This is a genomic window from Micrococcus luteus NCTC 2665, assembly GCF_000023205.1.
In the GTDB taxonomy this organism is placed as follows: Bacteria; Actinomycetota; Actinomycetes; order Actinomycetales; family Micrococcaceae; genus Micrococcus; species Micrococcus luteus.
Window position 1 is genome coordinate 1,543,948 of the sequence record NC_012803.1, and the last position, 26,695, is coordinate 1,570,642.

General features: G+C 69.3%; 15 protein-coding genes, 3 rRNA genes, 2 pseudogenes and 2 other annotated features. Of the genes and pseudogenes, 6 read left to right on the forward strand and 14 right to left on the reverse strand.

Annotated features, from left to right (window positions below; genetic code table 11):
- The first annotated feature begins 91 nt into the window (after positions 1–91).
- Genes MLUT_RS18570 through MLUT_RS18585 form a run of 4 tightly spaced genes read left to right on the forward strand, consistent with a single transcriptional unit; the run spans position 92 to position 4,444 of the window.
- Positions 92–781, forward strand: coding sequence for a GntR family transcriptional regulator (locus tag MLUT_RS18570; RefSeq protein WP_010078452.1), 690 nt, complete (start codon positions 92–94; stop codon positions 779–781).
- Positions 778–2,304, forward strand: a complete 1,527-nt coding sequence (locus MLUT_RS18575) for an MmgE/PrpD family protein (RefSeq protein ID WP_010078451.1) — start codon at positions 778–780, stop codon at positions 2,302–2,304. Before MLUT_RS18570 ends, MLUT_RS18575 begins: the two co-directional genes overlap by 4 nt.
- On the forward strand, positions 2,304–3,242 hold the full coding sequence (gene prpB / locus MLUT_RS18580; RefSeq protein WP_010078450.1) for a methylisocitrate lyase: 939 nt from the start codon (positions 2,304–2,306) through the stop codon (positions 3,240–3,242). Before MLUT_RS18575 ends, prpB begins: the two co-directional genes overlap by 1 nt.
- Before the next feature lie 56 nt (positions 3,243–3,298).
- Entirely contained in the window at positions 3,299–4,444 is a 1,146-nt protein-coding gene (locus tag MLUT_RS18585; RefSeq protein ID WP_010078449.1) for a bifunctional 2-methylcitrate synthase/citrate synthase, read from the forward strand.
- Between the two features lie 87 nt (positions 4,445–4,531).
- On the opposite strand, the pseudogene MLUT_RS23640 reads toward MLUT_RS18585, so the two are convergent.
- The 9 genes and pseudogenes from MLUT_RS23640 to MLUT_RS18625 form a co-directional block, all read right to left on the reverse strand.
- Positions 4,532–4,741 (reverse strand): annotated as a pseudogene (locus tag MLUT_RS23640) (tyrosine-type recombinase/integrase); the annotation flags it as partial.
- A gap of 3 nt (positions 4,742–4,744) precedes the next feature.
- On the reverse strand, positions 4,745–6,454 hold the full coding sequence (gene pyrG, locus MLUT_RS18590) for a CTP synthase (protein ID WP_029248187.1): 1,710 nt from the start codon (positions 6,452–6,454) through the stop codon (positions 4,745–4,747).
- Positions 6,455–6,463: 9 nt separating this feature from the next.
- Positions 6,464–7,438, reverse strand: a complete 975-nt coding sequence (xerD, locus tag MLUT_RS18595) for a site-specific tyrosine recombinase XerD (RefSeq protein WP_370622426.1) — start codon at positions 7,436–7,438, stop codon at positions 6,464–6,466.
- A complete protein-coding gene (locus tag MLUT_RS18600; protein WP_012750933.1) occupies positions 7,426–8,133 on the reverse strand; it encodes an NUDIX domain-containing protein in 708 nt (235 codons plus the stop codon). The genes xerD and MLUT_RS18600 overlap by 13 nt, the downstream gene beginning before the upstream one ends.
- A 41-nt stretch (positions 8,134–8,174) precedes the next feature.
- Positions 8,175–9,917 carry a DNA repair protein RecN gene (gene recN / locus MLUT_RS18605; protein ID WP_012750934.1) on the reverse strand — a complete coding sequence of 581 codons (1,743 nt, stop codon included), beginning with the start codon at positions 9,915–9,917 and terminating at the stop codon, positions 8,175–8,177.
- The gene (locus MLUT_RS18610) at positions 9,914–11,002 is read right to left on the reverse strand and encodes an NAD kinase (protein ID WP_012750935.1); all 1,089 of its coding nucleotides are present in this window, start codon (positions 11,000–11,002) and stop codon (positions 9,914–9,916) included. Before MLUT_RS18610 ends, recN begins: the two co-directional genes overlap by 4 nt.
- Before the next feature lie 112 nt (positions 11,003–11,114).
- Entirely contained in the window at positions 11,115–11,957 is an 843-nt protein-coding gene (locus MLUT_RS18615) for a TlyA family RNA methyltransferase (protein ID WP_012750936.1), read from the reverse strand.
- The gene (locus MLUT_RS18620; protein WP_012750937.1) at positions 11,950–12,780 is read right to left on the reverse strand and encodes an HAD-IIA family hydrolase; all 831 of its coding nucleotides are present in this window, start codon (positions 12,778–12,780) and stop codon (positions 11,950–11,952) included. The genes MLUT_RS18615 and MLUT_RS18620 overlap by 8 nt, the downstream gene beginning before the upstream one ends.
- Complete coding sequence (locus MLUT_RS18625; protein WP_231936594.1) at positions 12,777–13,679, reverse strand: hypothetical protein; 903 nt, start codon at positions 13,677–13,679, stop codon at positions 12,777–12,779. The genes MLUT_RS18620 and MLUT_RS18625 overlap by 4 nt, the downstream gene beginning before the upstream one ends.
- Before the next feature lie 536 nt (positions 13,680–14,215).
- Between MLUT_RS18625 and MLUT_RS18630 the strand changes: the two genes are divergently transcribed.
- The gene (locus MLUT_RS18630; RefSeq protein WP_012750938.1) at positions 14,216–15,223 is read left to right on the forward strand and encodes an IS481 family transposase; all 1,008 of its coding nucleotides are present in this window, start codon (positions 14,216–14,218) and stop codon (positions 15,221–15,223) included.
- Between the two features lie 98 nt (positions 15,224–15,321).
- On the opposite strand, the gene rrf is transcribed toward MLUT_RS18630, so the two are convergent.
- A 5S ribosomal RNA gene (rrf, locus tag MLUT_RS18635) occupies positions 15,322–15,438 on the reverse strand.
- Positions 15,439–15,631: 193 nt separating this feature from the next.
- A 23S ribosomal RNA gene (locus MLUT_RS18640) occupies positions 15,632–18,723 on the reverse strand.
- A 450-nt stretch (positions 18,724–19,173) separates the two neighbouring features.
- Positions 19,174–19,307, reverse strand: a sequence feature (16S ribosomal RNA rRNA prediction is too short).
- A 1-nt stretch (position 19,308) separates the two neighbouring features.
- Positions 19,309–19,498: a sequence feature (16S ribosomal RNA rRNA prediction is too short), on the reverse strand.
- A gap of 155 nt (positions 19,499–19,653) precedes the next feature.
- On the opposite strand from MLUT_RS18640, the pseudogene MLUT_RS24290 reads away from it, so the two are divergent.
- Positions 19,654–20,682 (forward strand): annotated as a pseudogene (locus tag MLUT_RS24290) (ISL3 family transposase); the annotation flags it as partial.
- Here the strand turns inward: MLUT_RS24290 and MLUT_RS23645 are convergent.
- The 3 genes from MLUT_RS23645 to MLUT_RS18655 form a co-directional block, all read right to left on the reverse strand.
- A 16S ribosomal RNA gene (locus tag MLUT_RS23645) occupies positions 20,676–22,088 on the reverse strand. The pseudogene MLUT_RS24290 and the gene MLUT_RS23645 sit on opposite strands and share 7 nt — an antisense overlap.
- Together the 16S, 23S and 5S rRNA genes form the textbook arrangement of a ribosomal RNA operon.
- Positions 22,089–22,868: 780 nt before the next feature.
- A complete protein-coding gene (tyrS, locus tag MLUT_RS18650; RefSeq protein ID WP_012750939.1) occupies positions 22,869–24,212 on the reverse strand; it encodes a tyrosine--tRNA ligase in 1,344 nt (447 codons plus the stop codon).
- 31 nt (positions 24,213–24,243) lie between these two features.
- Complete coding sequence (locus MLUT_RS18655; protein WP_041779783.1) at positions 24,244–26,532, reverse strand: HelD family protein; 2,289 nt, start codon at positions 26,530–26,532, stop codon at positions 24,244–24,246.
- Between the last annotated feature and the right edge of the window lie 163 nt (positions 26,533–26,695).

Consider the following 26,695-nt stretch of genomic DNA (forward strand, 5'->3'; position numbering starts at 1 on the left):
CGGACGACGCTCCCCGTGGACCGCGTCACCCGGCACGAGTGTCGGACACACCCCCTGCTCTCGGCGGGACTGTTGTGTATACACTGGCGGCATGCGAGCGAGTGAGCGGGCGTACCAGACCCTGAGGGCGGAGATCCTCGACTGGTCCCTCCCACCGGGCGCGGGCCTGGGCGAGGTGGAGCAGGCCGAGCGCCTGGGCATCTCGCGCACCCCTCTGCGCGAGGCGCTCTCCCGCCTGGTGGCCGACGGCCTGGCCGAGCAGGCACCGGGCCGGGGCATCGTCGTGGCCGACCTGTCCCTCGAGCAGGCGGACCAGCTGTTCGACCTGCGCATCGCCCTCGAGTCCCTCCTGGCGCGCCGGGCCGCGCAGCGGGCCACCCCGGAGGCGGCCGAGCGGTTCACGGTCCTCGCGGGCCGTTTCCAGGAGGCCGAGACGGCCCTGCGCGGCGGGACCGACCCGGCGGACTACTACGCGATGACGGCCGAGCTGGACAGCCGGCTGGACGAGGCCGCCGCGAACCCCTACCTCGTCTCCACCCTGCGCACCCTGCGCCTGCACCTGGCACGCCTGCGCCGACTGGCCGCGGACGACCCGGCCCGCCTCGCGGCCTCCGCCGCGGAGCACGCGGACATCGCCGACGCCGTCGGCTCGGGCGCCGCAGACCTCGCGGAGGCGACCACGCGGGTCCACCTGCACCACGCCTTCCACCATCTGACCCGGCGCGGCCGCGCCGAGGAGACCCCGACCCTGCTGACCCCCACCGAAGGAGACCGACCATGAAGAACCATCACGTGCGCGTCCACCGCTCCGAGGAGAACCTCGAGCGCAAGGACCAGCTGGCCTGGAAGCTGGCCGAGGTGGCCGTCGACGACGTCGAGGTGCTGCCCGAGGTCGAGGAGATGATCATCAACCGGATCATCGACAACGCCTCCGTCGCGGTCGCCTCGCTGAAGCGCGGCCCGATCGTCGCCGCCCGCGCCCAGGCCCTGTCCCACCCGGTCTCCACCGGCGGTGCGGGCGCCTCCGTGTTCGGTGTGGAGCAGAAGGTCTCCCCCGAGTGGGCCGCGTGGGCCAACGGCGTGGCCGTCCGCGAGCTGGACTACCACGACACGTTCCTGGCCGCCGAGTACTCCCACCCGGGCGACAACATCCCGCCGATCCTCGCCGTCGCCCAGCATGCCGGCCGCTCCGGCAAGGACCTGATCCGCGGCATCGCCACCGGCTACGAGATCCAGGTGGACCTCGTGAAGTCCATCAACCTGTACGGCCACAAGATCGACCACGTGGCCCACATCGGCCCCTCCGCCTCCGCCGGCATCGGCACCCTGCTCGGACTGGACACCGAGACCATCTTCCAGGCCATCGGCCAGGGCCTGCACACCACCACCGCCACCCGCCAGTCCCGCAAGGGCGAGATCTCCACGTGGAAGGCCCACGCCCCGGCGTTCGCCGGCAAGATGGCCGTCGAGGCCGTGGACCGCGCCATGCGCGGCCAGACCTCCCCCGTCCCGATCTACGAGGGCGAGGACGGCGTGATCGCCTGGCTGCTGGACGGCCCGGACGCCTCCTACGAGGTGCCGCTGCCCGAGCAGGGCGAGCCCAAGCGCGGCATCCTGGACACCTACACCAAGGAGCACTCGGCCGAGTACCAGGCCCAGGCCTGGATCGATCTGGCCCGCAAGCTCCACAGGGAGCACCCGGAGGCCACCGACCCGGCGAACGTCGAGTCGGTGCTGATCAAGACCTCGCACCACACCCACTACGTGATCGGCTCGGGCGCCAACGACCCGCAGAAGTACGATCCGACGGCCTCGCGCGAGACCCTCGACCACTCGATCCCCTACATCTTCACCGTGGCCCTGCAGGACGGCTCCTGGCACCACGTGGACTCCTACGCCCCCGAGCGCGCCCAGCGCGAGGACACCGTGGCCCTGTGGCACAGGGTGACCACCGTGGAGGACCCGGAGTGGACCCGCCGCTACCACTCGCTGGACCTCGCGGAGAAGGCGTTCGGCGGAGCGGTGGAGATCACCCTCAAGGACGGCACCGTCATCACCGACGAGATCGCCGTGGCCGACGCCCACCCGCTCGGCGCCCGGCCGTTCGCCCGCGAGCAGTACATCCAGAAGTTCCGCACCCTGGCCGAGGGCATCGTCTCGAAGGAGGAGCAGGACCGCTTCCTGGCCGCCGCCGAGCGCGTGGCCGAGCTGCAGCCCGGCGAGCTGGACCAGCTGAACGTCCTGGCGGACCCGGCGTCCCTGTCCGAGGCCGGCCTCGCCGCCGCCCCGAAGGGCCTGTTCTGATGCTGTACTCGACGAAGACGGCCGAACAGAAGCGGATCGACCTGCGGCAGGCCCTGAAGCAGGGCGGCGCCCAGCAGTTCCCGGGCGCGTTCACGCCGCTGACCGCCAAGCTGATCCAGGAGAAGGGCTTCCCCGGGGTGTACATCTCCGGCGGCGTGCTCGCGAACGAGCTGGGCCTGCCCGACGTCGGGCTGACCACGCTCACCGAGGTGGCCGTGCGCGGCGGGCAGATCGCCCGCCTCACGGACCTGCCGTGCCTCATCGACGCGGACACCGGCTTCGGCGAGCCGATGAACGTGGCCCGCACGGTGCAGGAGTTCGAGAACGCCGGCCTGGCCGGCTGCCACATCGAGGACCAGTTCAACCCCAAGCGGTGCGGCCACCTCGACGGCAAGAACATGGTGGACCTCGACACCGCGGTCAAGCGCATCGCCGCCGCCGTCCATGCCCGCCGGGACCCGAACTTCCTCATCATGGCGCGCACCGACCTGCGTGCCGTGGAGGGCCTGGAGGCCGCGATCGCCCGCATGAAGGCGCTCGTGGAGGCCGGCGCGGACGCGATCTTCCCGGAGGCCCTGAAGGACATCGGCGAGTTCGAGACCGTGTGTCGCGAACTGGAGCCCCTCGGGGTCCCGGTCCTGGCGAACATGACCGAGTTCGGCAAGTCCGAGCTGTTCACCCGCCAGCAGCTGGCCGACGCCGGCGTCGCGATGGTGATCTACCCGGTCACCCTGCTGCGCTCCGCGATGGGCGCCGCCGAGCGCGTGCTCGACGCCATCAAGGAGGAGGGCACCCAGCAGTCGCAGGTGGAGCAGATGCTCACCCGCGCCCGCCTCTACGAGCTGGTGGACTACGAGGGCTACAACGCCTTCGACACGGGCATCTTCAACTTCGACGTGCCCACGCTCGACATCGGCGCCAACCACGCCGACCTCTGACCCGTCACCGGGCCCGCCCGTGCGCGGGCGGGCCCCACTCCCCGAGGAGGGACACCATGACCGAGACCGAGATCAAGAAGGGCCTGGCCGGCGTCGTCGTGGACACCACGGCGATCTCCAAGGTCAACCCGGAGACGAACTCCCTGCTGTATCGCGGCTATCCCGTGCAGGACCTGGCCGCGCAGCTGCCGTTCGAGGCCGTCGCGCTGCTGCTCTGGACGGGCGAGCTGCCCACGGACGAGGAGCTGACCGCGTTCGAGCGCTTCGAGCGCACCCACCGTGCCCTCGACCCGAAGGTGAAGCAGGCCATCGACCTGCTTCCCACCGACTGCCACCCCATGGACGTCGGCCGCACCGCCGTGTCCGTGCTCGGCGCAAACCACCCGAAGGCGGAGGACTCCTCCCCCGAGGCCGAACTGGAGAAGGCCCAGGCACTGTTCGCGGCGTTCCCAGCCGTCGTCGCCTACGACCAGCGCCGTCGCCGCGGCCAGGAGGTGGTGGAGCCGCGTGAGGACCTGGACTACTCGCAGAACTTCCTGTGGATGACGTTCGGCGAGGAGGCCGCCCCGGAGGTCGTGGACGCGTTCCGCGTCTCGATGGTGCTGTACGCCGAGCACTCCTTCAACGCGTCCACCTTCACGGCGCGCGTGGTCACCTCCACGCTCTCCGACCTGCACTCGGCCGTGACCGGCGCCATCGGCGCCCTCAAGGGCCCGCTGCACGGCGGCGCCAACGAGGCCGTCATGCACACCTTTGACGAGATCGGCATCCGCAAGGAGGAGTCCCGCGAGGACGCCGCCGCCCGTGCGAAGGCGTGGATGGAGGACGCCCTGGCCCAGAAGAAGAAGGTCATGGGCTTCGGCCACCGCGTGTACAAGAACGGCGACTCCCGCGTGCTCACCATGAAGGCCGCGCTGGACCGCATGATCGAGCACTACGGCCGCGAGGAGATGCTCGGGCTGTACGACGGCCTGCAGTCCGCGATGGACGAGGCCAAGCAGATCAAGCCGAACCTCGACTACCCGGCCGGCCCGACCTACCACCTGATGGGCTTCGACACGGAGATGTTCACCCCGCTGTTCATCGCCTCGCGCATCACGGGCTGGACCGCCCACATCATGGAGCAGCGCGCCGCGAACGCGCTGATCCGCCCGCTCTCGGCCTACGACGGCCCGGAGCAGCGGGAGCTGCCGCAGCGCTGACGGCGCCGGCCTCCCGGTGCGGGGGCGGTGTCGGGTGGAACGCGATCCTCGCTCCACTCGGCACCGCCCCCGTGGCGTCGGGCGGGGTCAGCGCGCCCGGGGGTGCGCCTGCGCATAGACCTCGCGCAGCGACTCCACGGTCACCAGCGTGTAGACCTGCGTGGTGGTGACCGTGGCGTGGCCCAGCAGCTCCTGCACCACACGCACGTCGGCCCCGCCCTGCAGCAGGTGCGTGGCGAAGCAGTGCCGCAGGGTGTGGGGCGAGACCTCGGCGTCGATCCCCGCCCGCTCGGCCGCCCCTCAGCGTCGGGCCGCCGCGTCGGCGCGGCGGGCCAGGCCGGCGGCGACGAGGCCGGCGAACAGCGGGTGCGGGCGGGTCGGCCGGGAGGAGAACTCCGGGTGGGCCTGCGTGGACACGTAGTACGGGTGCACGTCCCGGGGCAGCTCCACGAACTCCACGAGGGCGCCGTCCGGGGAGGTGCCGCAGATCGCGAGACCGGCCTCCTCGAGGCGGTCGCGGTAGGCGTTGTTCACCTCGTAGCGGTGGCGGTGGCGCTCGGTCACCTCGGTGGTGCCGTAGGCCTCGGCCACCACGGAGCCCGGGCGCAGGGTCGCGGGGAAGGCGCCCAGGCGCATGGTGCCGCCGAGGTCCCCCTCGCCGGCCACGATCTGCTCCTGCTCGGCCATGGTGGCGATCACGGGCGAGGCGGTCTCCGGGTCGAACTCGGCGGAGTCCGCGTCCTCCAGGCCGAGGACGTTGCGGGCGTACTCGATGACCATGGACTGCAGGCCCAGGCACAGACCCAGCGTCGGGATCCGCTGCTCGCGGGCGTGCCGCAGCGCGCCGAGCTTGCCCTCGAGCCCGCGCACGCCGAAGCCGCCGGGCACACACACGGCGTCGACGTCCGCGAGCGCCACCGCCGCGCCCTCGGGGGTGGCGCACTCGTCCGCGGCCACCCAGCGGATGCCCACCTTGGCCCGGTGGGCGAAGCCACCGGCGCGCAGCGCCTCGGTGACGGACAGGTAGGCGTCCGGCAGGTCCACGTACTTGCCCACGAGCGCCACGGTGAGCTCATGCTCCGGGTGGTGCACGGCGTCCATGAGCGCGTCCCAGGCGGTCCAGTCCACGTCCTTGAACTTCAGGTCCAGGGACTGCACCACGTGGGCGTCGAGGCCCTGGTCGTGGATGACGCGGGGGATGTCGTAGATGGAGGGGGCGTCGGCGCAGTTGACGACGGCGTCCTGCGGGACGTCGCACATGCGGGCAATCTTGCCGCGGACGTCGTCGGGGACGGCCCGGTCCGAGCGCAGCACGATCGCGTCCGGCTGGATGCCGATCGAGCGCAGGGCGGCCACGGAGTGCTGGGTGGGCTTGGTCTTGAGCTCCTGCGAGGGGCCGATGTACGGCACGAGGGAGACGTGCAGGAAGAAGACGTCGTCGCGGCCGACGTCCTGGCGGACCTGGCGGGCGGCCTCGAGGAAGGGCTGCGACTCGATGTCGCCGACGGTGCCGCCGATCTCCGTGATGATCACGTCCGGGGCGGGGCGGTCGCCGCGGGGCTCCGCGGGCAGGCGCATCCGGCGGCAGATCTCGTCGGTGATGTGCGGGATGACCTGGACGGTGTCCCCGAGGTACTCGCCGCGGCGCTCGCGGGCGATCACGGTGGAGTACACCTGGCCGGTGGTCACGTTGTCCAGGCCGTCGAGGTCCTCGTCGAGGAAGCGCTCGTAGTGGCCGATGTCCAGGTCCGTCTCGGCGCCGTCCTCGGTGACGAACACCTCGCCGTGCTGGAACGGGTTCATGGTGCCCGGGTCCACGTTGAGGTAGGGGTCGAGCTTCTGCATCACCACCCTGAGCCCGCGCGCCTTGAGCAGGTGGCCGAGCGAGGAGGCCGTGAGCCCCTTGCCGAGGGAGGAGGCGACACCGCCGGTCACGAACACGTGACGGGTGACGCGCGTGGACGTCTGAGTACGAGAAGTTCGTTTCACCACGGATCTTGAGCGTATCAGGTGCGGGGCTCAGCGCGCGCGCGGATGCGCGGCGGAGTAGACCTCGCGCAGGGAGTCCACGGTGACGAGGGTGTACACCTGCGTGGTGGTCACGGACGCGTGCCCGAGCAGCTCCTGGACCACGCGGACGTCCGCGCCGCCGGCCAGCAGGTGCGTGGCGAAGCAGTGGCGCAGGGTGTGGGGCGAGACGTCCGCCTCGAGGCCGGCGCGCTCGGCCGCCCGCTTCAGCACGGCCCACGCGGACTGCCGGGAGAGCCGGCCGCCGCAGGCGTTGACGAACAGGGCGGGCGTGGAGCGTGCGGCTCCCGCCATGATCGTGGGCCGTCCCCGCACCAGCCACGCGTCGAGCGCGGCGGCCGCGTAGGAGCCGATCGGCACCACGCGCTCCTTGGACCCCTTGCCGAACAGGCGGACCACAGGCTGGCCGCCGTCGTCCCCGGTCTGCGCGAGCCCCACCACGTCGTCGACGTCGAGGCCGACCACCTCGGAGATGCGGGCGCCGGTGCCGTACAGGAACTCGAGCAGGGCCCGGTCCCGGAGACCGGCCGGCGTGTCCGTGGGCACGGCGTCGAGCAGCGCGGACACCTGCTCCACCGGCAGCGCTCTGGGCAGGCGCGTACCGGGCTTCGGGGGGTGCACGTCGCGGGCGGGGTCGGTCTCCGCGAGGCCCTCGAGGGCCCAGAACCGGTGCAGCCCGCGCACCGCGGCGAGCACACGCGCGGCCGAGCGGACGGCGAGCGGGCGGCCGCCGTCGTCGCCCGTGGCGAGGGCCTGCACGAAGCCGGCCACGTGGCCGGGGTCGACGTCCCCGGGGGCGCGCACCCCGGCCGCCTCGAGCCAGCGACGGTAGCGGGCCAGGTCGCGCCGATAGGCGGCCAGGGTGTTCTCGGCCAGGCCCCGCTCGACGGCGAGGTGGTCCAGGTGTCGACGGAAGGGTGCCGCGAGCGCCGAGGTCTGCGGCGCGTCCGGGCTCACGCGGGCCAGTCCGCCCCCGGGGCCTGCCGGTCGGGGACGAACGGCGCGTCCACGGGACGCAGGCGTCGCCAGCCCTGGGCGCGGTGGGCGCCCAGGGCCAGCACGGCGACGACGGTGGACGGGTTGTGCACCCGGCCGTCCAGGACGGCGTCGGTCACCTCGTCGAGGCCGACCCACACGAGCGGCATGGCGGCCTCCTCGTCCTGCCGGGTGTGCCGCTCGCCGTCGGGGATCTCTTCGATCTGTCGGGCCAGGAACACGCGGATCGCCTCGCTGGAGCCGCCCGGGGTCGTGTAGTAGTCGACGAGGGTGTGCCACTCGCGGGCGCACAGGTCGGCCTCCTCGGCCAGCTCGCGGACGGCGACCTGGTGGAGGTCCTCCCCGTCCACGTCCCGCAGGCCCGCCGGGATCTCCCACAGCTCCATGCCCACGGGGTGGCGGTACTGGCGGACGAGGGCCACCTGCTCGCGGGGGCCGGTGGTGGTGAGCTTGGTGCGGACCGCGAGGATCGCCACGGCGCCCGGGTGCACCATCAGCTCCCGGGTCAGCGGTTCCCGGGACTTGTCCGCCGGGTCCAGGCGGAACGACTCCCGGGCGATGTCCCACACTCGGCCCTCGTAGACGGTCTTCGACTTCTTCACCGGGCGGGGGACGTGCAGGTCGCGCAGGGGCGAGCGTCCCGCGGACGCGGAAATCTCAGGCATGGGGCGATCCTCTCATGTCGGGGCGGCGTCCGCGGACCGGGTCAGCCGCGTTCGCGGACGGAGGACTCGAGCAGCTCCCGGGCGTGCTCGCGCGCCGCCGCGGAGTCCCCGTGCCCGGCGAGCATGCGGGCGAGCTCCTCGACCCGCTCGTCGGCCGTCAGCGTCACGACGTCGGAGGTCGTCACACCCGCGGCCGGGTCCGAGTTCTTCTCCACCCGCACGTGCCGGTCCGCGTAGGCGGCGACCTGGGGCAGGTGGGTCACGGCGATGACCTGCACGTGGCGGGCGAGCCGGGCCAGGCGGGCCCCGATCCGCACGGCGGCCTCACCGCCCACGCCGGCGTCGACCTCGTCGAACACGAAGGTGGGCACCGGGTCCGTGGCGGCCAGGACCACCTCGAGGGCGAGCATCACGCGGGAGAGCTCGCCGCCGGAGGCGCCGCGGCCCAGGGGCCGGGGCTCGACGCCCGCGTGGGGGCGCAGGGCGAGCGTGACGTCCTCAGCGCCGTACGGGCCGAGACCGTCCCCGGCGACCGGCGTCAGTCCCACGTGGAACGAGGCGTCCGGCATGAACAGGGCGTGCAGCTCCTCGGTCACCGCGGTCTCGAGGCGCTCGGCGGCCGCGGTGCGCAGGGCGGTGAGGGTCGCGGCCCGCTCGCGCAGCGCGGCGTCCAGCCGGTCGACCTCCGCCTCGAGCTCCTCGAGGCGGCCGGAGTCGCCCTGCAGCTCGTCCAGGCGCGGACGCTGGGTCCGGGCCCAGTCGATCACGTCGGCGAGCTCCGGCCCGTAGAGCCGCTGCAGTCGCGTGAGCTCGGCCAGCCGCGACTGGGCCGCGTCGAGGTCGGAGGCCGCGTCGGCGTCCAGGTCAGCGGTGTAGCGGGCCAGGTCGCCGGCGATGTCCGTGAGCACGACGGCGGCCTCGGCCAGGCGTGCGGCCGCGGCGGCGAGGTCGGGGTCGTCGCCGGGGGCGGCGAGCACGGCCTGCCGCGCCGCCTCCACGAGGCTGACGGCGCCGGGGGTCTCGTCCATCGCGTCCACGTCGGGGCCGGCCAGTCGGGCGTGCGCCTCCCCCGAGGCGGCGCGCAGCTCCTCGACGTCCTCGAGCCGACGGATGAGAGCCCGCAGCTCCTCGTCCTCCCCCTCCTGCGGCTCGGCGAGGTCGATCTCCTCGAGCGAGCGCTGCAGCGCCTCGGCCTCGCGGGCCCGCTCCTGGCGGTGGGCGGTGAGCTCCTCGCGCTCCCGACGCGCGGCGGTCCAGGCGGCGTGGTCCGCGCGGTAGGCGCGCAGGGCCGCGGCGAGCTCGGCGCCGCCGAACGCATCGAGGGCGTGCCGCTGGGCGTCGGCGCCCTGGAGGCGGACCTGGTCGTTCTGCCCGTGCACGGCCACGAGCGTGGCCCCGATCTCGGAGAGCAGGCCCACGGGCACGGAACGGCCGCCGGCCGTGGCACGGGAGCGTGTGCCCTCCCCCGACGCCGTGACGCTGCGGCTGAGGACCAGGTCGTGGGTGCCGTCGTCGCCCTCGTCCACGACCGCGCCGGCCTCCTGAGCCAGGCGGAGCGCCGCGTGGTCCGCGGCCACGCGCACGCCGGCGTCCACGACGGCTCGGGACGAGCCCCGGCGGACCGCGCCCGCGTCGGCGCGAGCACCGAGCAGCAGGCCCAGGGCGGTGACCACCATGGTCTTGCCGGCGCCGGTCTCACCGGTGACGACGGTGAAGCCGGGGTCCAGGTCCACGGTGGCCTCGCCGATCACGCCGAGCCCCGAGATCCTCAGATGGTCGATCATGCGTCCTCCCCGGGGTGACGCGCCCCGCGGTCGCGGTGGCGTTGGATGTCCGCGGGCGAGGGCACCGACAGCGGCATGGTGGCCGGTTCGACGACGTCGGGACGCGGCCCCGCGTGCCGCGGCTCGACGGTCTCCACCTCGTGGAGCACGCCCGCCCGCTCCTGGGCGGTGACGGGGCCGCGCCAGCCGTCCGTGGGCAGCCGGAACTTGCGCACCAGCCGTTCCGCGAAGGGAGTCGGGTTGAGACGGGCCAGGCGCACCGGCTCCGCCGACCGGGACACCTCGACCCGGGCCTGCGGCGGCAGTTCCACGGTGCGCCGGCCGTCACACCACAGCACACCGGTCTCGCGGGTGCGGGTGAGCACGTCCACACCGATCGTGGAGCGCGGACCCACCACGAGGGGGCGGGTGAACAGTGCGTGGGCGCTGATGGGCACGCACAGCAGGGCCTCCACGGAGGGCCACACCACGGGGCCCCCGGCGGAGAAGGCGTAGGCCGTGGAGCCGGTGGGGGTGGCCAGCACGACGCCGTCGCAGCCGAAGGTCGTCAGCGGCGAGTTGTCCACGGAGACGACCACCTCGAGCATCCGCTCCCGGTGGGACTTCTCCACGGAGGCCTCGTTGAGGGCCCACGTGCGGGCCACCTCGCGGCCCTCCACGTGCACGACGACGTCCAGGGCCATGCGCTCGATCACCACGTAGGACTCCGAGGCGATCGCCTGGACGGTGCGGTGCAGGTCGGTGCGCTCGGACTCGGCGAGGAAGCCGACGTGGCCCAGGTTCACCGCCAGCAGCGGCACGTTGTAGCCGCGGACGAAGTCGGCCGCCCGCAGCACCGAGCCGTCGCCGCCGAGGACGAGGCCGAGGGTGATGTCCTCGAGCTCGCAGTCGACCCCGAGGGCCTCCGGCGCGAACTCCGGGGGGTCCCCCGCGGCCGCGCGGATGGCGGCCACGTCCTGTTCGAGCATGACGGTGACCAGGCCCTCCTCCGCGAACATGCGGGTGGCCTGCAGCGCCGCGCTGATGGCGTCCTCGCGGCCCGTGTGGGTCAGGACGAGGATGCGACGTCCGGGGGTGTAGGGCATGGTTCCTTCCGCGAGCCGGGGTGCCGGGCACTGCGCTCCAGGATAGCCACGAGACCGGACACGCGAACCGGTGGCCCCGCGCCCGTGGATGGGCGGTGTCCCCCGGACGGGGTCAGGACCAGTCGATGTGGGCGCCCCGGACCCACCCGGCGGCGCGCTCGCCGGCGGGCGGTGCCGGGCTCGTCCCGCCTGCCGGGTCGTCGGCCGCGGTGGCGTCGGGACGGCGGAGCCGCAGGAAGAACTCGGCGTTCCCGTCCTGTCCGGCCAGGCCGGATCGGGCGAGGCCGCGCGGTGCGAGGCCGGCGCCCAGTGCGGCCGCGGCCACCCCCACGACGGCGTCGCGGCGGGCGTCGGGATCGGTCACGACACCGGAGCGCGGCAGGGCGCGCCGCCCGACCTCGAACTGGGGCTTGACCATGAGCAGCAGCTCGGCGCCGGGTCGGCACACGCCCGCGAGCGGGGCGAGGACGAGGCGCAGCGAGATGAAGGACAGGTCGGAGACCACCAGGTCCACCGGACCGTCGATGTCTTCGGCCGTGAGGTCGCGGACGTTGAGCCCCTCGCGCACGAGGACGCGGGGGTCGGCCCGGACGGGCGGGGCCAGCTGGTCGTGGCCCACGTCGACGGCGGCGACCCGTTCGGCGCCCCGCTCGAGGAGGACCTGGGTGAATCCGCCGGTGGAGGCCCCGGCGTCGAGCGCCCGGCGGCCGGCCACGCCCACGTCCGGGAATGCCTCGAGTGCGCTGACGAGCTTGTGGGCCGCACGGGAGACGTACCGCGGGCCCGGGTCGCGCAGGCGCAGCGTGGCGTCGGCGGCCACGCGGTCGGCGGGCCGGCGCACCGGGCGGCCGTCGAGGAGCACCTGTCCCGCGCGGATGAGCGCCGCGCCCTCCGTGCGGGAGCGTGCCAGGCCCCGAGCGGCCAGGACGACGTCGGCGCGTGCAGTCTCAGCCACGCCGTGGGTCCGCGGAGGCCTCGGCCCCGCCGGCGAGCAGAGCGGGCAGGTGCGCACGGACCCACGTCGGCCGGTCCGGCCCGGGGGCGGCGGCCGCGGTCTCGCGCGTGTCGATGCCGGTCAGGACGAGCACCGTGTCGAACCCCGCCGCGTTGCCGCCGCGGATGTCCGTGTCCAGGCGGTCGCCGACCACGAGGGGACGGGCCAGGCCGAGGGCCTCGGCCGCCGTCCGGAACAGTCGTGGCTCGGGCTTGCCCGCCGCGACGGGCGCGGTGCCGGTGGCCCGGCCCACCGCCTCGACGAGGGCCCCGTTGCCGGGGGCGATCCCCTCCGCCCGCGGGATCGAGGTGTCCAGGTTGGTGGCGACCCAGGTGGCCCCGGCGCGCACGGCGTACGCGGCCTCCGCCAGATCGGCCCAGCCGAGACCGGGGTCGAAGCCCTGGATCACCGCGTCGGGACACTGCGCCGCGGACGCGACCACCTCGTAGCCCCGCTCCTCGACCACGGCGCGCAGGTACGCCGAGCCGACCACGAGCACCCGGCCGGTCCGGCGGCCGAGCGTCTCCTCGAGCAGGTCGACGCCCGCCGGTGCGGAGCCGAAGACCTGCCCCGCCTCCGCGGGCACCCCGAGCGTGCGGAGATGCTCGGCCACGGACTCCGGAGCGCGGGAGGCGTTGTTCGTCACGAACCCGACCGGCACGCCCTGTTCCTGCAGCGTCGACAGCGTCTCGACCGCCCCGGCGATCGCACCGCCTCCGGCGTACACGACGCCGTCCAGGTCGCAGAGCAGCCCGTCATGACCGTCGAAGAACGTGGTGTTCACTGCTCGTCTGCCTCCGGAGCCTCGAGGGCGTCGAACAGCGACAGCTGGTTCGGGTCGACCTCGTCCGGCGCGTCGACGGCGGCCGGCGGCTCTGCGGTGGCCTCCTGGCGGGGCGCCAAGGTCTGCTCCGCGGCGGCCTCCGGCTCCTCGGCCGGGGATCCGTCCGCCGTCGGCTCCGCCTCGGCCTCGGCCGCATACCGCTCGTGGCGCCGTTCGCGGGGGGACGGGCGGCGGTCCCGGGGGTCCTCGACCGGCTCGGTGTCCACGTCGATGATCTCCGGGTCCGCGAACCCGCCCACGCCGAGGGCCTTCTCCGCGACGCGCACGGCACGCGCCCAGAGCCGAGCCTCGTCGCGGCGCCCCAGGGCGAGCAGCACATCGGCCTGGCGCTGGAACAGCCGGGGAGAGAAGGGGTAGCCGCGCCGACGGTCCAGTTCCGGGATCTGCAGGGCCTCATGGGCACCCTGGAGGTCGCCGGCGTCCTCGCGGATGCCGGAGACGACCATGGCCAGCTCGGCCCGTGCCGCCCGGTCCAGACGCGAGGCATCCACCTCGGCGGCCAGCTGCAGGGCCTTCTCCGTGCGGCCGAGGGCACGCTCGCTGTCCACCTGCGCGGCGATGTGGGTGTCGTCGCCCGTCATGCGCCGATAGGTGCGGAACTCGCGCAGCGCGTCGGCGTACTCCCCCGCCGCGTAGGCGGTGAGCGCGACGGCCTCGCGCACGCGGGAGAGACGGCCGCCCTTGCGGGACGCGGCCAGGGCGTGCTGGAACGCCAGCGCCGGGTCGACGTCCAGGTAGCGACCGGCCATCACGAGGTGCTTGGCGACCCAGCTGGCAGGACGCTCGTCAAGGCCGTTGATCTCCTTGAGCGTGCCGCGGTCGAGCTCCTGGCCCGTCACGTCCGGGTCGATGTCCGGAGAGCGCTCCTGGTCCGCACGATTCGCCGCTCGGAGGTCACCGGGATTGTGCGCGGGTCGTTCAGCGCGGTCCTCGCGACGAGAGCCCGTCAGCGCACCGCGGCGCTCGGGACGTCCGCCACCCTGGCCCGGGCCGCGCCGGCGGTCCTCGTGAGGCCCGCCGGAGCGGCGCCGGTCACCGGCACCGCTGCGAGGACGTCCGTTGCGGTCACCACCACGACGCCGGCCATCACCGCCACCACGGGGCCCGCGGCCCTCGGATCCGCGGTCCTCGTGGCGCTCTCGGGGGGTGTCCTCAGCCATGGTGTCCTTCCTGGGCGTCACGCGCCGCGACGGTCCGCGGGAACGCAGTCTCTGTTCCTCATGTGCCGGCCTCGCGGCCGGGTCCTCAGGGGACCAGGCTAGTTGTTGTGGGGCATGAGGTTCTTGCCACGGGGTACGGGCTGAGATGAGACGAGTGGGCCTCTCCCGCAGGATGGAAGTTCCTACACCACCCACCTGCCCGAAAAGACCCACTCATGACTCACGCTAATGCACCCCTGACTCCCACCGGCCGTCTCAGGATGGTCCACCGCCACCTGCACGACGGGATCCCACAGGCGCACGTGGCCGCCGAGTTCCGGGTGAGCCGGCCCACGGTGGCTACCTGGGTGGCCCGCTACCGTGCCGAAGGCGAGGCCGGCCTTCAGGACCTGTCCAGCCGGCCGCACCGTTCACCTGCCCAGCTCGACCCCGAGGTGGTGGCCCAGATCCAGACCCTGCGCCGGGAGCGCAAGTGGTCCGCACGGCGCATCCATCACCACCTCGTCTCTGAAGGCCACCGGGTGTGCCTCCGAACGGTGGGCAGGTGGCTGCACCGGCTGGGCATCTCCCGGTTGCCAGACCTCGCGCCCACGGGTGAGGACCTGCGCCAACGACCGCAGAAGATCACCGCCCGCGGCCCGGGGCACATGGTGCACCTGGACGTGAAGAAGATCGGGCGCATCCCCGAGGGGGGCGGCTGGCGTGCTCACGGACGGGACTCCGAGAACGCGCGAGCAGCCAAGCGCGGGCCTGGCCGACGGGTCGGCTACACCTACCTGCACTCGGCGATCGACGGGTTCACCCGCCTGGCCTACACCGAGGCGTTGGAGGACGAGCGGGCGGCCACGACCGTGAGCTTCTACTGCCGGGCGCGGGCGTTCTTCGCCGCCCACGGCATCCGGATCGACAGGGTGGTCACGGACAACGGGAACAACTACCGGGCTGCGGACTTCACCGCCAAGGTGGTCTCGCTCGGGGGCCGGCACCACCGGATCCGCCCCTACACCCCGCGCCATAACGGGAAGGTCGAACGCTACAACCGGCTGATGGTCGATGAGGTCCTCTACGCCCGCCCGTACTCCTCAGAGACGGCTCGGCGTGAGGCCCTGCAGGTGTGGGTGAACCACTACAACTATCATCGGCCTCATACCTCCTGCGGGGACGCCCCGCCGGCCTCGTTGGCCCCGGCCCGAGTCAACAACGTCATGCCCTCCTACAGCTAGTGCCCGGAGCCTGTGGCGGACCGTCCTTGCGGGGAAAACAGTCCAGAAATGCGGGAAGGGCCTCGCACCAACAGTGCGAGGCCCTTCCCTCAAAGAATGTCCGGCGGCGACCTACTCTCCCACAACCTCCCGGTTGCAGTACCATCGGCGCTGTGGGCCTTAGCTTCCGGGTTCGGAATGGAACCGGGCGTTTCCCCCACGCTATGACCGCCGTAACCCTAACCCCACACCACCACCCTCAACACGGGCAACAGCAGGGAAACCTAACGGGTCACACAACAGTGACACTATTCAACTGAAAACACCTCAACCACCCACCAACAAGCAGACAGCCGGTTGCAATCAGACAACCGCACAGTGGACGCGAACACCAACCCATCACCTTGAAGCAAGCAATGGGATAAGAGTGTGTGTAAGTCATCGGCCTATTAGTACTGGTCAGCTTCACGAGTCTTCAGTCCTCGCTTCCACATCCAGCCTATCAACCCAGTGTTCTAGCTGGGGGCCTCACACCCTCAAAGGGGCAAGGAAATCTCATCTCGAAGCCGGCTTCCCGCTTAGATGCTTTCAGCGGTTATCCATCCCGAACGTAGCTAATCAGCCATGCACCTGGCGGTACAACTGACATACCAGAGGTTCGTCCGTCCCGGTCCTCTCGTACTAAGGACAGACCTTCTCAAATTTCCAACGCGCGCAGAGGATAGGGACCGAACTGTCTCACGACGTTCTGAACCCAGCTCGCGTACCGCTTTAATGGGCGAACAGCCCAACCCTTGGGACCTACTCCAGCCCCAGGATGCGACGAGCCGACATCGAGGTGCCAAACCATGCCGTCGATATGGACTCTTGGGCAAGATCAGCCTGTTATCCCCGAGGTACCTTTTATCCGTTGAGCGACGGCCGTTCCACAACGAGCCGCCGGATCACTAGTCCCGACTTTCGTCCCTGCTCGAGCTGCCACTCTCACAGTCAAGCTCCCTTGTGCACTTGCACTCGACACCTGATTGCCAACCAGGCTGAGGGAACCTTTGGGCGCCTCCGTTACATTTTAGGAGGCAACCGCCCCAGTTAAACTACCCATCAGGCACTGTCCCTGACCCGGATCACGGGCCGAAGTTAGATATCCAGAGTGACCAGAGTGGTATTTCAACGACGACTCCACGAACACTGGCGTGCCCGCTTCACAGTCTCCCACCTATCCTACACAAGCCACACCGAACACCAATACCAAACTATAGTAAAGGTCACGGGGTCTTTCCGTCCTTCTGCGCGTAACGAGCATCTTTACTCGTAATGCAATTTCGCCGAGTTCATGGTTGAGACAGCGGGGAAGTCGTTACTCCATTCGTGCAGGTCGGAACTTACCCGACAAGGAATTTCGCTACCTTAGGATGGTTATAGTTACCACCGCCGTTTACTGGGGCTTAAGTTCTCCGCTTCGCCGAAGCTAACGGGTCCCCTTAACCTTCCAGCACCGGGCAGGAGTCAGTCCATATACATCGTCTTACGACTTCGCATGGACCTGTGTTTTTGATAAACAGTCGCTTCCCCCTGGTCTCTGCGGCCCCGATCCCCTCACACCAGCACGTGGTGCTCAAGGTTGGGGCCCCCCTTCTCCCGAAGTTACGGGGGCATTTTGCCGAGTTCCTTAACCATGATTCTCTCGATCGCCTTAGTATTCTCTACCTGACCACCTGTGTCGGTTTAGGGTACGGGCAGTTTGAACCTCGCGCCGATGCTTTTCTAGGCAGCATAGGATCACCGGATCACCCACCATGTGGGCGCCCATCAGGTCTCAGGCATACAGCCGGCGGATTTACCTACCGGCAGCCCTACACCCTTAGACCAGGTCATTTCCATTGCCCGGCCCGGCTACCTTCCTGCGTCACACCTGTTAATGCGCTTGCCTCCCCGGTTCAGGTCCCGCGCTCCCCATCACCGACCCCGTCAAAGACGAGGTTCGGGATGGTTCGGGCGGTTAGTATCACCGGCTCAGCATGGGCGGTTCTTCACTGGTACGGGAATATCAACCCGTTGTCCATCGACTACGCCTGTCGGCCTCGCCTTAGGTCCCGACTTACCCAGGGCAGATTAGCTTGACCCTGGAACCCTTAGTCATCCGGCGGACGGGTTTCTCACCCGTCTTTCGCTACTCATGCCTGCATTCTCACTCGTCCACAATCCACCAGAAGTTACCCGCTGGCTTCACCTCGTGAACGACGCTCCCCTACCCATCCAGCAAAACTGAATGCCACGGTTTCGGCGGTGTACTTGAGCCCCGCTACATTGTCGGCGCGGAATCACTTGACCAGTGAGCTATTACGCACTCTTTCAAGGGTGGCTGCTTCTAAGCCAACCTCCTGGTTGTCTCAGCAACTCCACATCCTTTCCCACTTAGCACACGCTTAGGGGCCTTAACCGGTGGTCTGGGCTGTTTCCCTCTCGACTATGAAGCTTATCCCCCACAGTCTCACTGCCACGCTCTCACTTCCCGGCATTCGGAGTTTGGCTGAAGTCAGTAACCTTGTAGGGCCCATCGTCCATCCAGTAGCTCTACCTCCGGGAAGAAACACGTGACGCTGCACCTAAATGCATTTCGGGGAGAACCAGCTATCACGGAGTTTGATTGGCCTTTCACCCCTACCCACAACTCATCCCCTCCATTTTCAACTGAAGTGGGTTCGGTCCTCCACGCGCTCTTACACGCGCTTCAACCTGGCCATGGGTAGATCACTCCGCTTCGGGTCTAGGACACGCGACTCAATCGCCCTATTCAGACTCGCTTTCGCTACGGCTTCCCCACACGGGTTAACCTCGCCACGTATCACTAACTCGCAGGCTCATTCTTCAAAAGGCACGCTGTCACCCCACAAGGAGGCTCCAACGGTTTGTAGGCACATGGTTTCAGGTACTATTTCACTCCCCTCCCGGGGTACTTTTCACCATTCCCTCACGGTACTGATCCGCTATCGGTCAACAGGTAGTATTCAGGCTTACCAGGTGGTCCTGGCAGATTCACACGGGATTTCTCGGGCCCCGTGCTACTCGGGCAACCCTCCAACAGCGGCGGAACACATTTCGACTACGGGACTCTCACCCTCTACGGTCCAGCATCCACACTGGTTCGTCTATATGCCCGCACCTCACTGCGCCATGCCGGCAGACATGACAAGGAGGGGCCCACAACACCGCACATGCAACCCCTGCCGGGTATCACACACATACGGTTTAGCCCCATCCGCGTTCGCTCGCCACTACTAACGGAATCACTTTTGTTTTCTCTTCCTGTGGGTACTGAGATGTTTCACTTCCCCACGTTCCCTCCACCCGGTCTATGTGTTCAACCGGGGGTCACACGACACGTCGTGCGGGGTTTCCCCATTCGGAAATCCTGGTCTCAACGTCCGGTTATCGACTCCACCAGGCTTATCGCAGATTCCCACGTCCTTCTTCGGCTCCTGTTGCCAAGGCATCCACCATGCGCCCTTGGAAACTTTCACACACAATGAAAGTCCTCAAATGAGCAATATCTAACTAAGATGTCATTCTCGGCATCACCACACCTCACACACCACCCCAGGGGGAACAGTGCGATCAACGATGCAGCAACAAAAAATAAGATGCTCGCGTCCACTATGCAGTTCTCAAACAACAACCCACACCCCATCCACTAACCCACAAGGCCAGCTTCACAAGGTACGGAGACCAGAAACAACAACCCCAACCCTCACAGGTCAGGGTGCCTGCTGTTCCAGGACCCAACAGTGTGCCAACACCAGCTCGCAGCCACCAACACCACCCATTCCAACCACACCCGCAAAGGCATGACGTACTCGAGCACTGCCGGCACCACCACTGGCACCATTCATTGATGTTCCACCCATGAGCAACCCGCCATCACACACGCGGTGATGCAACGGGCACTGATGCTCCTTAGAAAGGAGGTGATCCAGCCGCACCTTCCGGTACGGCTACCTTGTTACGACTTAGTCCCAATCGCTGGTCCCACCTTCGACGGCTCCCCCCACAAGGGTTAGGCCACCGGCTTCGGGTGTTACCGACTTTCGTGACTTGACGGGCGGTGTGTACAAGGCCCGGGAACGTATTCACCGCAGCGTTGCTGATCTGCGATTACTAGCGACTCCGACTTCATGGGGTCGAGTTGCAGACCCCAATCCGAACTGAGACCGGCTTTTTGGGGCTCTCCTGACGCTTCCGTGGGTGTTCTGGCGAGCCGTTGACGAGGGCACGCCGCTCTCTGCCTAGGTTTCTGGCTGTTGAGGTCAGTTACCTGAAGGGCGGAGAACGGCGTGCGGAACGCAAGCCTATGGCGGTCCTTGCTGGGCGTCGAGAAGACGGTCGTGGAGGGCATCGAGTTCGATGAGGACGACCAGCTCCTGGTGGCTCATGTCCGTCCCCGGGCTCGAGTGCGTGGCCGGTGCGGGCGGTGCGGGCGCAGGTCGCCCGGGTACGACCGTGGCGAGGGTCGGCGGCGGTGGCGGGCGCTGGATCTGGGCACGGTGCAGGTCTACCTCGAGGCCGACGCCCCGCGGGTGGCCTGCCGCGAGCACGGTCCCACGGTGGCCGCCGTCCCGTGGGCCAGGCACGGGGCCGGTCACACCGTGGTGTTCGACGAGCAGGTGGCCTGGCTGGCCACGCAGTGCTCCAAGTCCGCGGTCACCGAGCTGATGCGCATCGCCTGGCGCACCGTCGGGGCGATCATCACCCGGGTCTGGGCCGACGTGGAGGCCCTCGGCGACCGGTTCGCCGGCCTGCGACGGATCGGCATCGATGAGATCTCCTACAAGAAGGGCCACCGCTACCTCACGATCGTGGTCGACCACGACACCGGCCGGCTCGTCTGGGCCGCCCCGGGCCGGGACAAGGCGACCCTGGCGGCGTTCTTCGAGGCCCTCGGGCCCGACCGGTGCGCCGAGATCACCCACGTCAGCGCCGACGGGGCGGACTGGATCGCCGCCGTGGTCGCCGAGCGGTGCCCGAACGCGGTGCGGTGCGCTGATCCGTTCCACATCGTCAAGTGGGCCACCGAGGCCCTGGACGAGGTCCGTCGCCAGGCGTGGAACGAGGCCCGTGGCGCGGTCCGGCAGCGCCGGGCCGGGCGGGCCGGCGGGCACGCCAAGGCGCTCAAGCACGCCCGGTACGCGCTGTGGAAGAACCCCGAGAACCTCACCACCCGGCAGCAGGCCAAGCTCGCCTGGGTCGCCAAGACCGACCCGCGCCTGCACCGGGCCTACCTGCTCAAGGAAGGACTGCGCCTGGTCTTCCAGCTACCCGCCGACGAGGCCGAGACGGCCCTGGAACGCTGGATCGGCTGGGCCCGACGTTGCCGCATCCCCGCCTTCGTCGAGCTCCAACGCCGCATCGTCAAGCACAAGGCCTCGATCCTCGCCGCGATCGAGCACGGCCTGTCCAACGGACGTATCGAGTCCGTGAACACGAAGATTCGGCTCATCACCCGCGTCGCCTTCGGCTTCAAGTCCCCCGAAGCCCTCATCGCCCTGGCCATGCTCAACCTCGGCGGCCACCGACCCGTCCTACCGGGCCGGAAATGACCCACGGATCAGTCAGGAGAGCCCTTTTTGGGATTAGCTCCACCTCACAGTATCGCAACCCATTGTACCGGCCATTGTAGCATGCGTGAAGCCCAAGACATAAGGGGCATGATGATTTGACGTCGTCCTCACCTTCCTCCGAGTTGACCCCGGCAGTCTCCCATGAGTCCCCACCATTACGTGCTGGCAACATGGAACGAGGGTTGCGCTCGTTGCGGGACTTAACCCAACATCTCACGACACGAGCTGACGACAACCATGCACCACCTGTGAACCCGCCCCAAAGGGGAAATCGTATCTCTACGGCGATCGGGAACATGTCAAGCCTTGGTAAGGTTCTTCGCGTTGCATCGAATTAATCCGCATGCTCCGCCGCTTGTGCGGGCCCCCGTCAATTCCTTTGAGTTTTAGCCTTGCGGCCGTACTCCCCAGGCGGGGCACTTAATGCGTTAGCTGCGGCGCGGAAACCGTGGAATGGTCCCCACACCTAGTGCCCAACGTTTACGGCATGGACTACCAGGGTATCTAATCCTGTTCGCTCCCCATGCTTTCGCTCCTCAGCGTCAGTTACAGCCCAGAGACCTGCCTTCGCCATCGGTGTTCCTCCTGATATCTGCGCATTCCACCGCTACACCAGGAATTCCAGTCTCCCCTACTGCACTCTAGTCTGCCCGTACCCACCGCAGATCCGGGGTTAAGCCCCGGACTTTCACGACAGACGCGACAAACCGCCTACGAGCTCTTTACGCCCAATAATTCCGGATAACGCTCGCACCCTACGTATTACCGCGGCTGCTGGCACGTAGTTAGCCGGTGCTTCTTCTGCAGGTACCGTCACTTTCGCTTCTTCCCTACTGAAAGAGGTTTACAACCCGAAGGCCGTCATCCCTCACGCGGCGTCGCTGCATCAGGCTTTCGCCCATTGTGCAATATTCCCCACTGCTGCCTCCCGTAGGAGTCTGGGCCGTGTCTCAGTCCCAGTGTGGCCGGTCACCCTCTCAGGCCGGCTACCCGTCGTCGCCTTGGTGAGCCATTACCTCACCAACAAGCTGATAGGCCGCGAGTCCATCCAAAACCGATAAATCTTTCCAACACCCACCATGCGGTGGACGCTCCTATCCGGTATTAGACCCAGTTTCCCAGGCTTATCCCAGAGTTAAGGGCAGGTTACTCACGTGTTACTCACCCGTTCGCCACTAATCCACCCAGCAAGCTGGGCTTCATCGTTCGACTTGCATGTGTTAAGCACGCCGCCAGCGTTCATCCTGAGCCAGGATCAAACTCTCCGTAAAAAATTACAGAACAACACCGTGGCAGCCGGAAATAACCACCACGACATCCATTCAATACCTGGCAGACCATCACCACACCACGGGGGTGGCAGGCGACGATCAACCAATATGTGTTAAAACAATTGGCATCAACAAACTTGGCACACTATTGAGTTCTCAAACAACAGGCGCTTCCAGCTTCAGCGACCCGCTCCGCGGGCCGTTTCGCTCTGGAGCAACTTCTCCATCCTAGACCATCCGTTTCGACCGTGTCAACTCCGTGTCCGAAGCATTCACCGTCCGTTCACATGGCCGGACTAGAAAACCTTACCACGCGATCCGACAATGTCAACTCCGCTTCCGCGGGGCCAGACACTCACCGGACCATCCACGTGGAAGGCCTCGAAAAGCTTACCACATGATCCCCGGCTGTCAAACCAGATCATCTTCTTCAGGAATCCCGACCCGCATCACTGCCGGCCGCGCACCCGGTGAGCACCACCCGCCCTGGACCTGCCATTCTCGGCATGAATCCGCGGATTCTGTGTTCTTCACCCCGCCTCCCGGTCACCCGGTCGGCGTCTTGAGCACGAGATGGAACTCTACACCCGAATCCCACCGAACACAAAATCAGGGGTGACACCCGGCGTCCGGGCACGACAAAGGGCCCCGTTCTCCGCAGAATCCTGCGGAGAACGGGGCCCTGTGCTCCTCCCGTGGGCGGTTTCTCCGCCGTCGTCGCCCGTCGTGTCCTCGGTCACTTCTGGCGAGCCGGTGGACACCGGTGGTCTGCGGCCGTGGTCAGCCCTCCCCCAGGTCCGCGCCCGCCATGTTCTTCTTGCCCCGGCGCACCAGCAGGTGCCGGCCGGCGAAGGCGTCGTCTCGGGTGAACACCTGGTCGGCATCCGTCACCCGCACGTTGTTCACCGACGCGCCGCCGTCGCGCACCGTCCGACGCGCCTCGGAGCGCGAGGCGACCAGCCCGGTGGAGACCAGCAGCTCGACCGCGGTCACGGTGCCCGGCTCCCCCTCCCACTGGGTCCGGTCGGCCTGCGGCAGCTCGGCCAGCACGGCGGTCAGCGTGTCCGGATCCACGGTGGTGAGGTCGCCGCCTCCGAACACGGCCTGGGAGGCCTCGATGACCTTCGTCGTCGTCTCCTCTCCATGGGCCAGCGCGGTGACCTCCCACGCCAGGCGCTTCTGGGCCTCCCGGCGGAACGGCTCGTCGGCCACCTTCTGCGCGTACTCCTCGATCTCCGCGCGGGTCAGGAACGTGAAGACCTTGAGCCGGTCGACGACGTCCGCGTCCGCCGTGTTGAGCCAGAACTGGTAGAAGGCGTATGGCGAGCACATCTCCGCGTCGAGCCAGACGGCGTTGCCCTCGGACTTGCCGAACTTGGTGCCGTCCGCGTTCGTGATCAGCGGCGTGCCCAGCGCATGGGCGTGGGTCCCCTCCACCTTGCGGATCAGCTCGGTGCCGGCGGTGAGGTTGCCCCACTGGTCGGAGCCGCCGGTCTGGAGGGTCACGCCGTGCCGACGGTGCAGCTCGAGGAAGTCGTTGCCCTGCAGCACCTGGTAGGAGAACTCCGTGTAGGAGATGCCCTCATCAGAGTTCAGGCGCTTGGCCACGATCTCCTTCTTCACCATGGTGCCGACGCGGAAGTTCTTGCCGATGTCCCGCAGGAAGTCCAGCGCGCTCATGCCCGCGGTCCAGTCCAGGTTGTTGACCATGGTCGCCGCGTTCTCCCCCTCGAAGGAGAGGTACGGCTCGATCTGCGCGCGCAGGGACTCCACCCACGCCGCCACGGTCTCCTGCGAGTTCAGGACGCGCTCCGAGGTCTGCCGCGGGTCGCCGATGAGCCCGGTGGCGCCGCCCACGAGGGCGTACGGGCGGTGGCCGGCGAGCTGCAGGCGGCGCAGGGTGAGCAACTGGACCAGGTGTCCCAGGTGGAGGGACGGAGCGGTCGGGTCGAAGCCGCAGTAATACGAGACGGGCTCCCCGGCCAGCGCCTGCTCCAGCGCGGCCTCGTCCGTCGAGACGTGCACGAGCCCGCGCCAGCGCAGCTCCTGCCAGACGTTCTCGAAGCTCGGGTCGTTCGCCTGTGCGCGCAGTCGGGCCGCGCGCTCCTCGTTCTGGGGTGCCATGGCCCCCAGCCTAGCGACGCGCCCGCGGGGCTCACTCCGGGACGTCCGCCAGCCCGGCCGGCAGCGCGGCCGCGTCCGTCCCGGCGACGACGGACAGCGACTGGGTGGCGCGGGTCATCGCCACGTACAGATCGCCCACCACGCCGCGTGCGTCGGCCACGATCCGCTCGGGAGAGACGAGGACGACGGTGTCGAACTCCAGTCCCTTGGTGTCCCACGGGGTGGCGACGACGATCTCGACGCCGGGCAGCGGCGCGGTGTCCACGGCCGCCTCCCCCCACCGCTCGCGGAGGGCCGTGAGCAACTCCCCTGTCTGCCCGGCGGGGGCGATCACGGCGGTCAGGGCCTCGGGCACGCGGCCCCGCTCGACCTCGACCGCCTCGAGGGTCAGGGCCGCCACGTCACCGCCCGGCTCCGTCACCAGGCGCGGGCGGTGATCGCCCTCACGCACGGCGCGCGGATGGGAGACCTCAAGCCCGGCCGCCCGCGCGACCTGCGCGGCCCAGCGCATCACGCGCGCCGGCGAACGGTAGTTCACAGTCAACTCTTCCAGGCGCCAGCGGTCCCCGAACTCAGGGGCGAGGACGGACGCCCACGAGCCGGCCGCGTCGCGACGGGAGGACTGCGCGATGTCGCCCACGATGGTGAACGACTTCATCGGGCAGCGGCGCGCCAGCAGGCGCCACTGCATCGGAGAGAGCTCCTGGGCCTCGTCAACCACCACGTGCCCGTACGTCCAGGTGCGGTCGTAGGCCGCGGTCTCGGCGGTGGTCCGTCGCACGCCGCGCGCCTCATTGGCCGCGGCCAGCTGCTCGGCGTCCACGACGCCGTCGACGCCCAGGTCCGCGAGCGTCTGGTGCATGTTCTCCAGGGACGCCCGGGCGTTCTCGAGGTTGCGCTCGTGCTGGGCCGCGGATTCACCGCCCCGGCCCGGGGTCTCGAGGCGTCCGAGCAGCTCGGCCGCCTCGTCCAGGAGGGGCACGTCGGCCTCGGTCCAGGGGGCGTCGGCCGGCCGCAGGAGCGCGCCGACCTCGGCGTCGGACAGCCACGGGGCGGCCGCCCGGAGCAGGTCCTCCCGGGTGAGGAGGTCGCCGATCAGTTTCTCCGGCGTCAGCGGCATCCAGCAGAGGTTGAGCGCGATGCGCACGTCGCGCGAGGTGCGCACGTCCTCGAGGAGGAGGTCACGCTGCACCGGGGTGCCCGAGGACTTCTCCAGTTTCTTGCGCAGCTTCTCCGCGAGCTCGCGGACGAGGATCTTCACGAACGTCACCCGGGCCTCGTTGTGGGGCTTTCGGGTGGCCCGCGCCTTGTCCCGGGCGCGCCGGACCATGGCCGGCTTGAGCTTGACGGCCGTGCCGTCGATCATCAGGCGCCGCGGCTCGACGAGCAGGCGCTGGCGCTGCGCGACCGCGTGGGCGACGGCGTCCACCATGTCCAGCCGGCCCTTCACCGCCGCCACGTCGAGGTCCCGCTCCGGGACGGCCCGTACGCCCGGCATCAGCGTCCCCAGCGAGGACATCACGACACCGGTCTCGCCCAGCGAGGGCAGCACCCGCTCGATGTACCGCATGAACGCGGTCGACGGACCGACGATCAGCACGCCCGAGCGCGCGAGGCGCTCCCGGTGGGTGTACAGCAGGTAGGCCGCGCGGTGCAGGGCGACGGCGGTCTTCCCCGTGCCGGGCCCGCCCTGGACCACGACCGCCCCGGACAGGGGCGCGCGGATCACCTCGTCCTGCTCCGCCTGGATCGTGGCGACGATGTCCCCCATCCGCCCCGTGCGTCGGGCGGTGACGGCGGCCAGCAGCGCACCCTGGCCATCGGCGCGCACCCCGTCCTCGCCCAGCAGCGTCGGGTCCAGGATGTCGTCCTCGAGGTCGCGCACCTCGCGCCCCCGCAGCATCAGGTGACGACGACGGCGCACACGGCCCCGGTGGGCCGCCGTCGCCTGGTAGAAGGCGCCGGCCTCGGCCGCGCGCCAGTCGACGAGGAGGCGCTCGTGGTCCTCGGTGGTGAGGCCGATGCGCCCGATGTACCGCTGCTCGTCGGCCCCACCCTCCTGCTCGGCGTCGAGGTCGAGCCGGCCGAAGACGAGGCGGTCGTCCACGGCGTAGAGCTGGGCGAGTCGGTCCTCGTAGAGGCTGGCGAAGGCGTCGCGCTCGGAGTGGTTCTGCAGCGACCCCTGCGGGCCGGTCCGGCGCACGGCCGCGAGCTGGCGCTCCTTCTCCTCACGCAGGGCGTCGAGGCGGGCGTACCGCTCGGCGACCCGACCCCGCTCGAGGTCGAGCTCGGACTGGCGGACGGACACGGTATCGGTCATCGGGGCCCTCGCGATGCGGTGAGGGGCGGACCACGCTGCGGCCCGCCCGGCGGAAAAGTGACCACCCATGCTACGCCGACCACGGTGGACGGCGGGTGACGCGGCGGCGCCCTGGGGGCACCGCCGCGTGCGGTCCGGCCGACGCCGACTCGGCCGGGCGACC

What these genes read in the sequence shown, in the direction of transcription:
- MLUT_RS18570 (WP_010078452.1), top strand. Translation starts at nt 92, where the DNA reads ATGCGAGCGAGTGAGCGGGCGTACCAGACCCTGAGGGCGGAGATCCTC.
- MLUT_RS18575 (WP_010078451.1), top strand. Translation starts at nt 778, where the DNA reads ATGAAGAACCATCACGTGCGCGTCCACCGCTCCGAGGAGAACCTCGAG.
- prpB (WP_010078450.1), top strand. Translation starts at nt 2,304, where the DNA reads ATGCTGTACTCGACGAAGACGGCCGAACAGAAGCGGATCGACCTGCGG.
- MLUT_RS18585 (WP_010078449.1), top strand. Translation starts at nt 3,299, where the DNA reads ATGACCGAGACCGAGATCAAGAAGGGCCTGGCCGGCGTCGTCGTGGAC.
- MLUT_RS18600 (WP_012750933.1), bottom strand. Translation starts at nt 8,133, where the DNA reads ATGCCTGAGATTTCCGCGTCCGCGGGACGCTCGCCCCTGCGCGACCTG.
- recN (WP_012750934.1), bottom strand. Translation starts at nt 9,917, where the DNA reads ATGATCGACCATCTGAGGATCTCGGGGCTCGGCGTGATCGGCGAGGCC.
- MLUT_RS18610 (WP_012750935.1), bottom strand. Translation starts at nt 11,002, where the DNA reads ATGCCCTACACCCCCGGACGTCGCATCCTCGTCCTGACCCACACGGGC.
- MLUT_RS18630 (WP_012750938.1), top strand. Translation starts at nt 14,216, where the DNA reads ATGACTCACGCTAATGCACCCCTGACTCCCACCGGCCGTCTCAGGATG.
- tyrS (WP_012750939.1), bottom strand. Translation starts at nt 24,212, where the DNA reads ATGGCACCCCAGAACGAGGAGCGCGCGGCCCGACTGCGCGCACAGGCG.
- MLUT_RS18655 (WP_041779783.1), bottom strand. Translation starts at nt 26,532, where the DNA reads ATGACCGATACCGTGTCCGTCCGCCAGTCCGAGCTCGACCTCGAGCGG.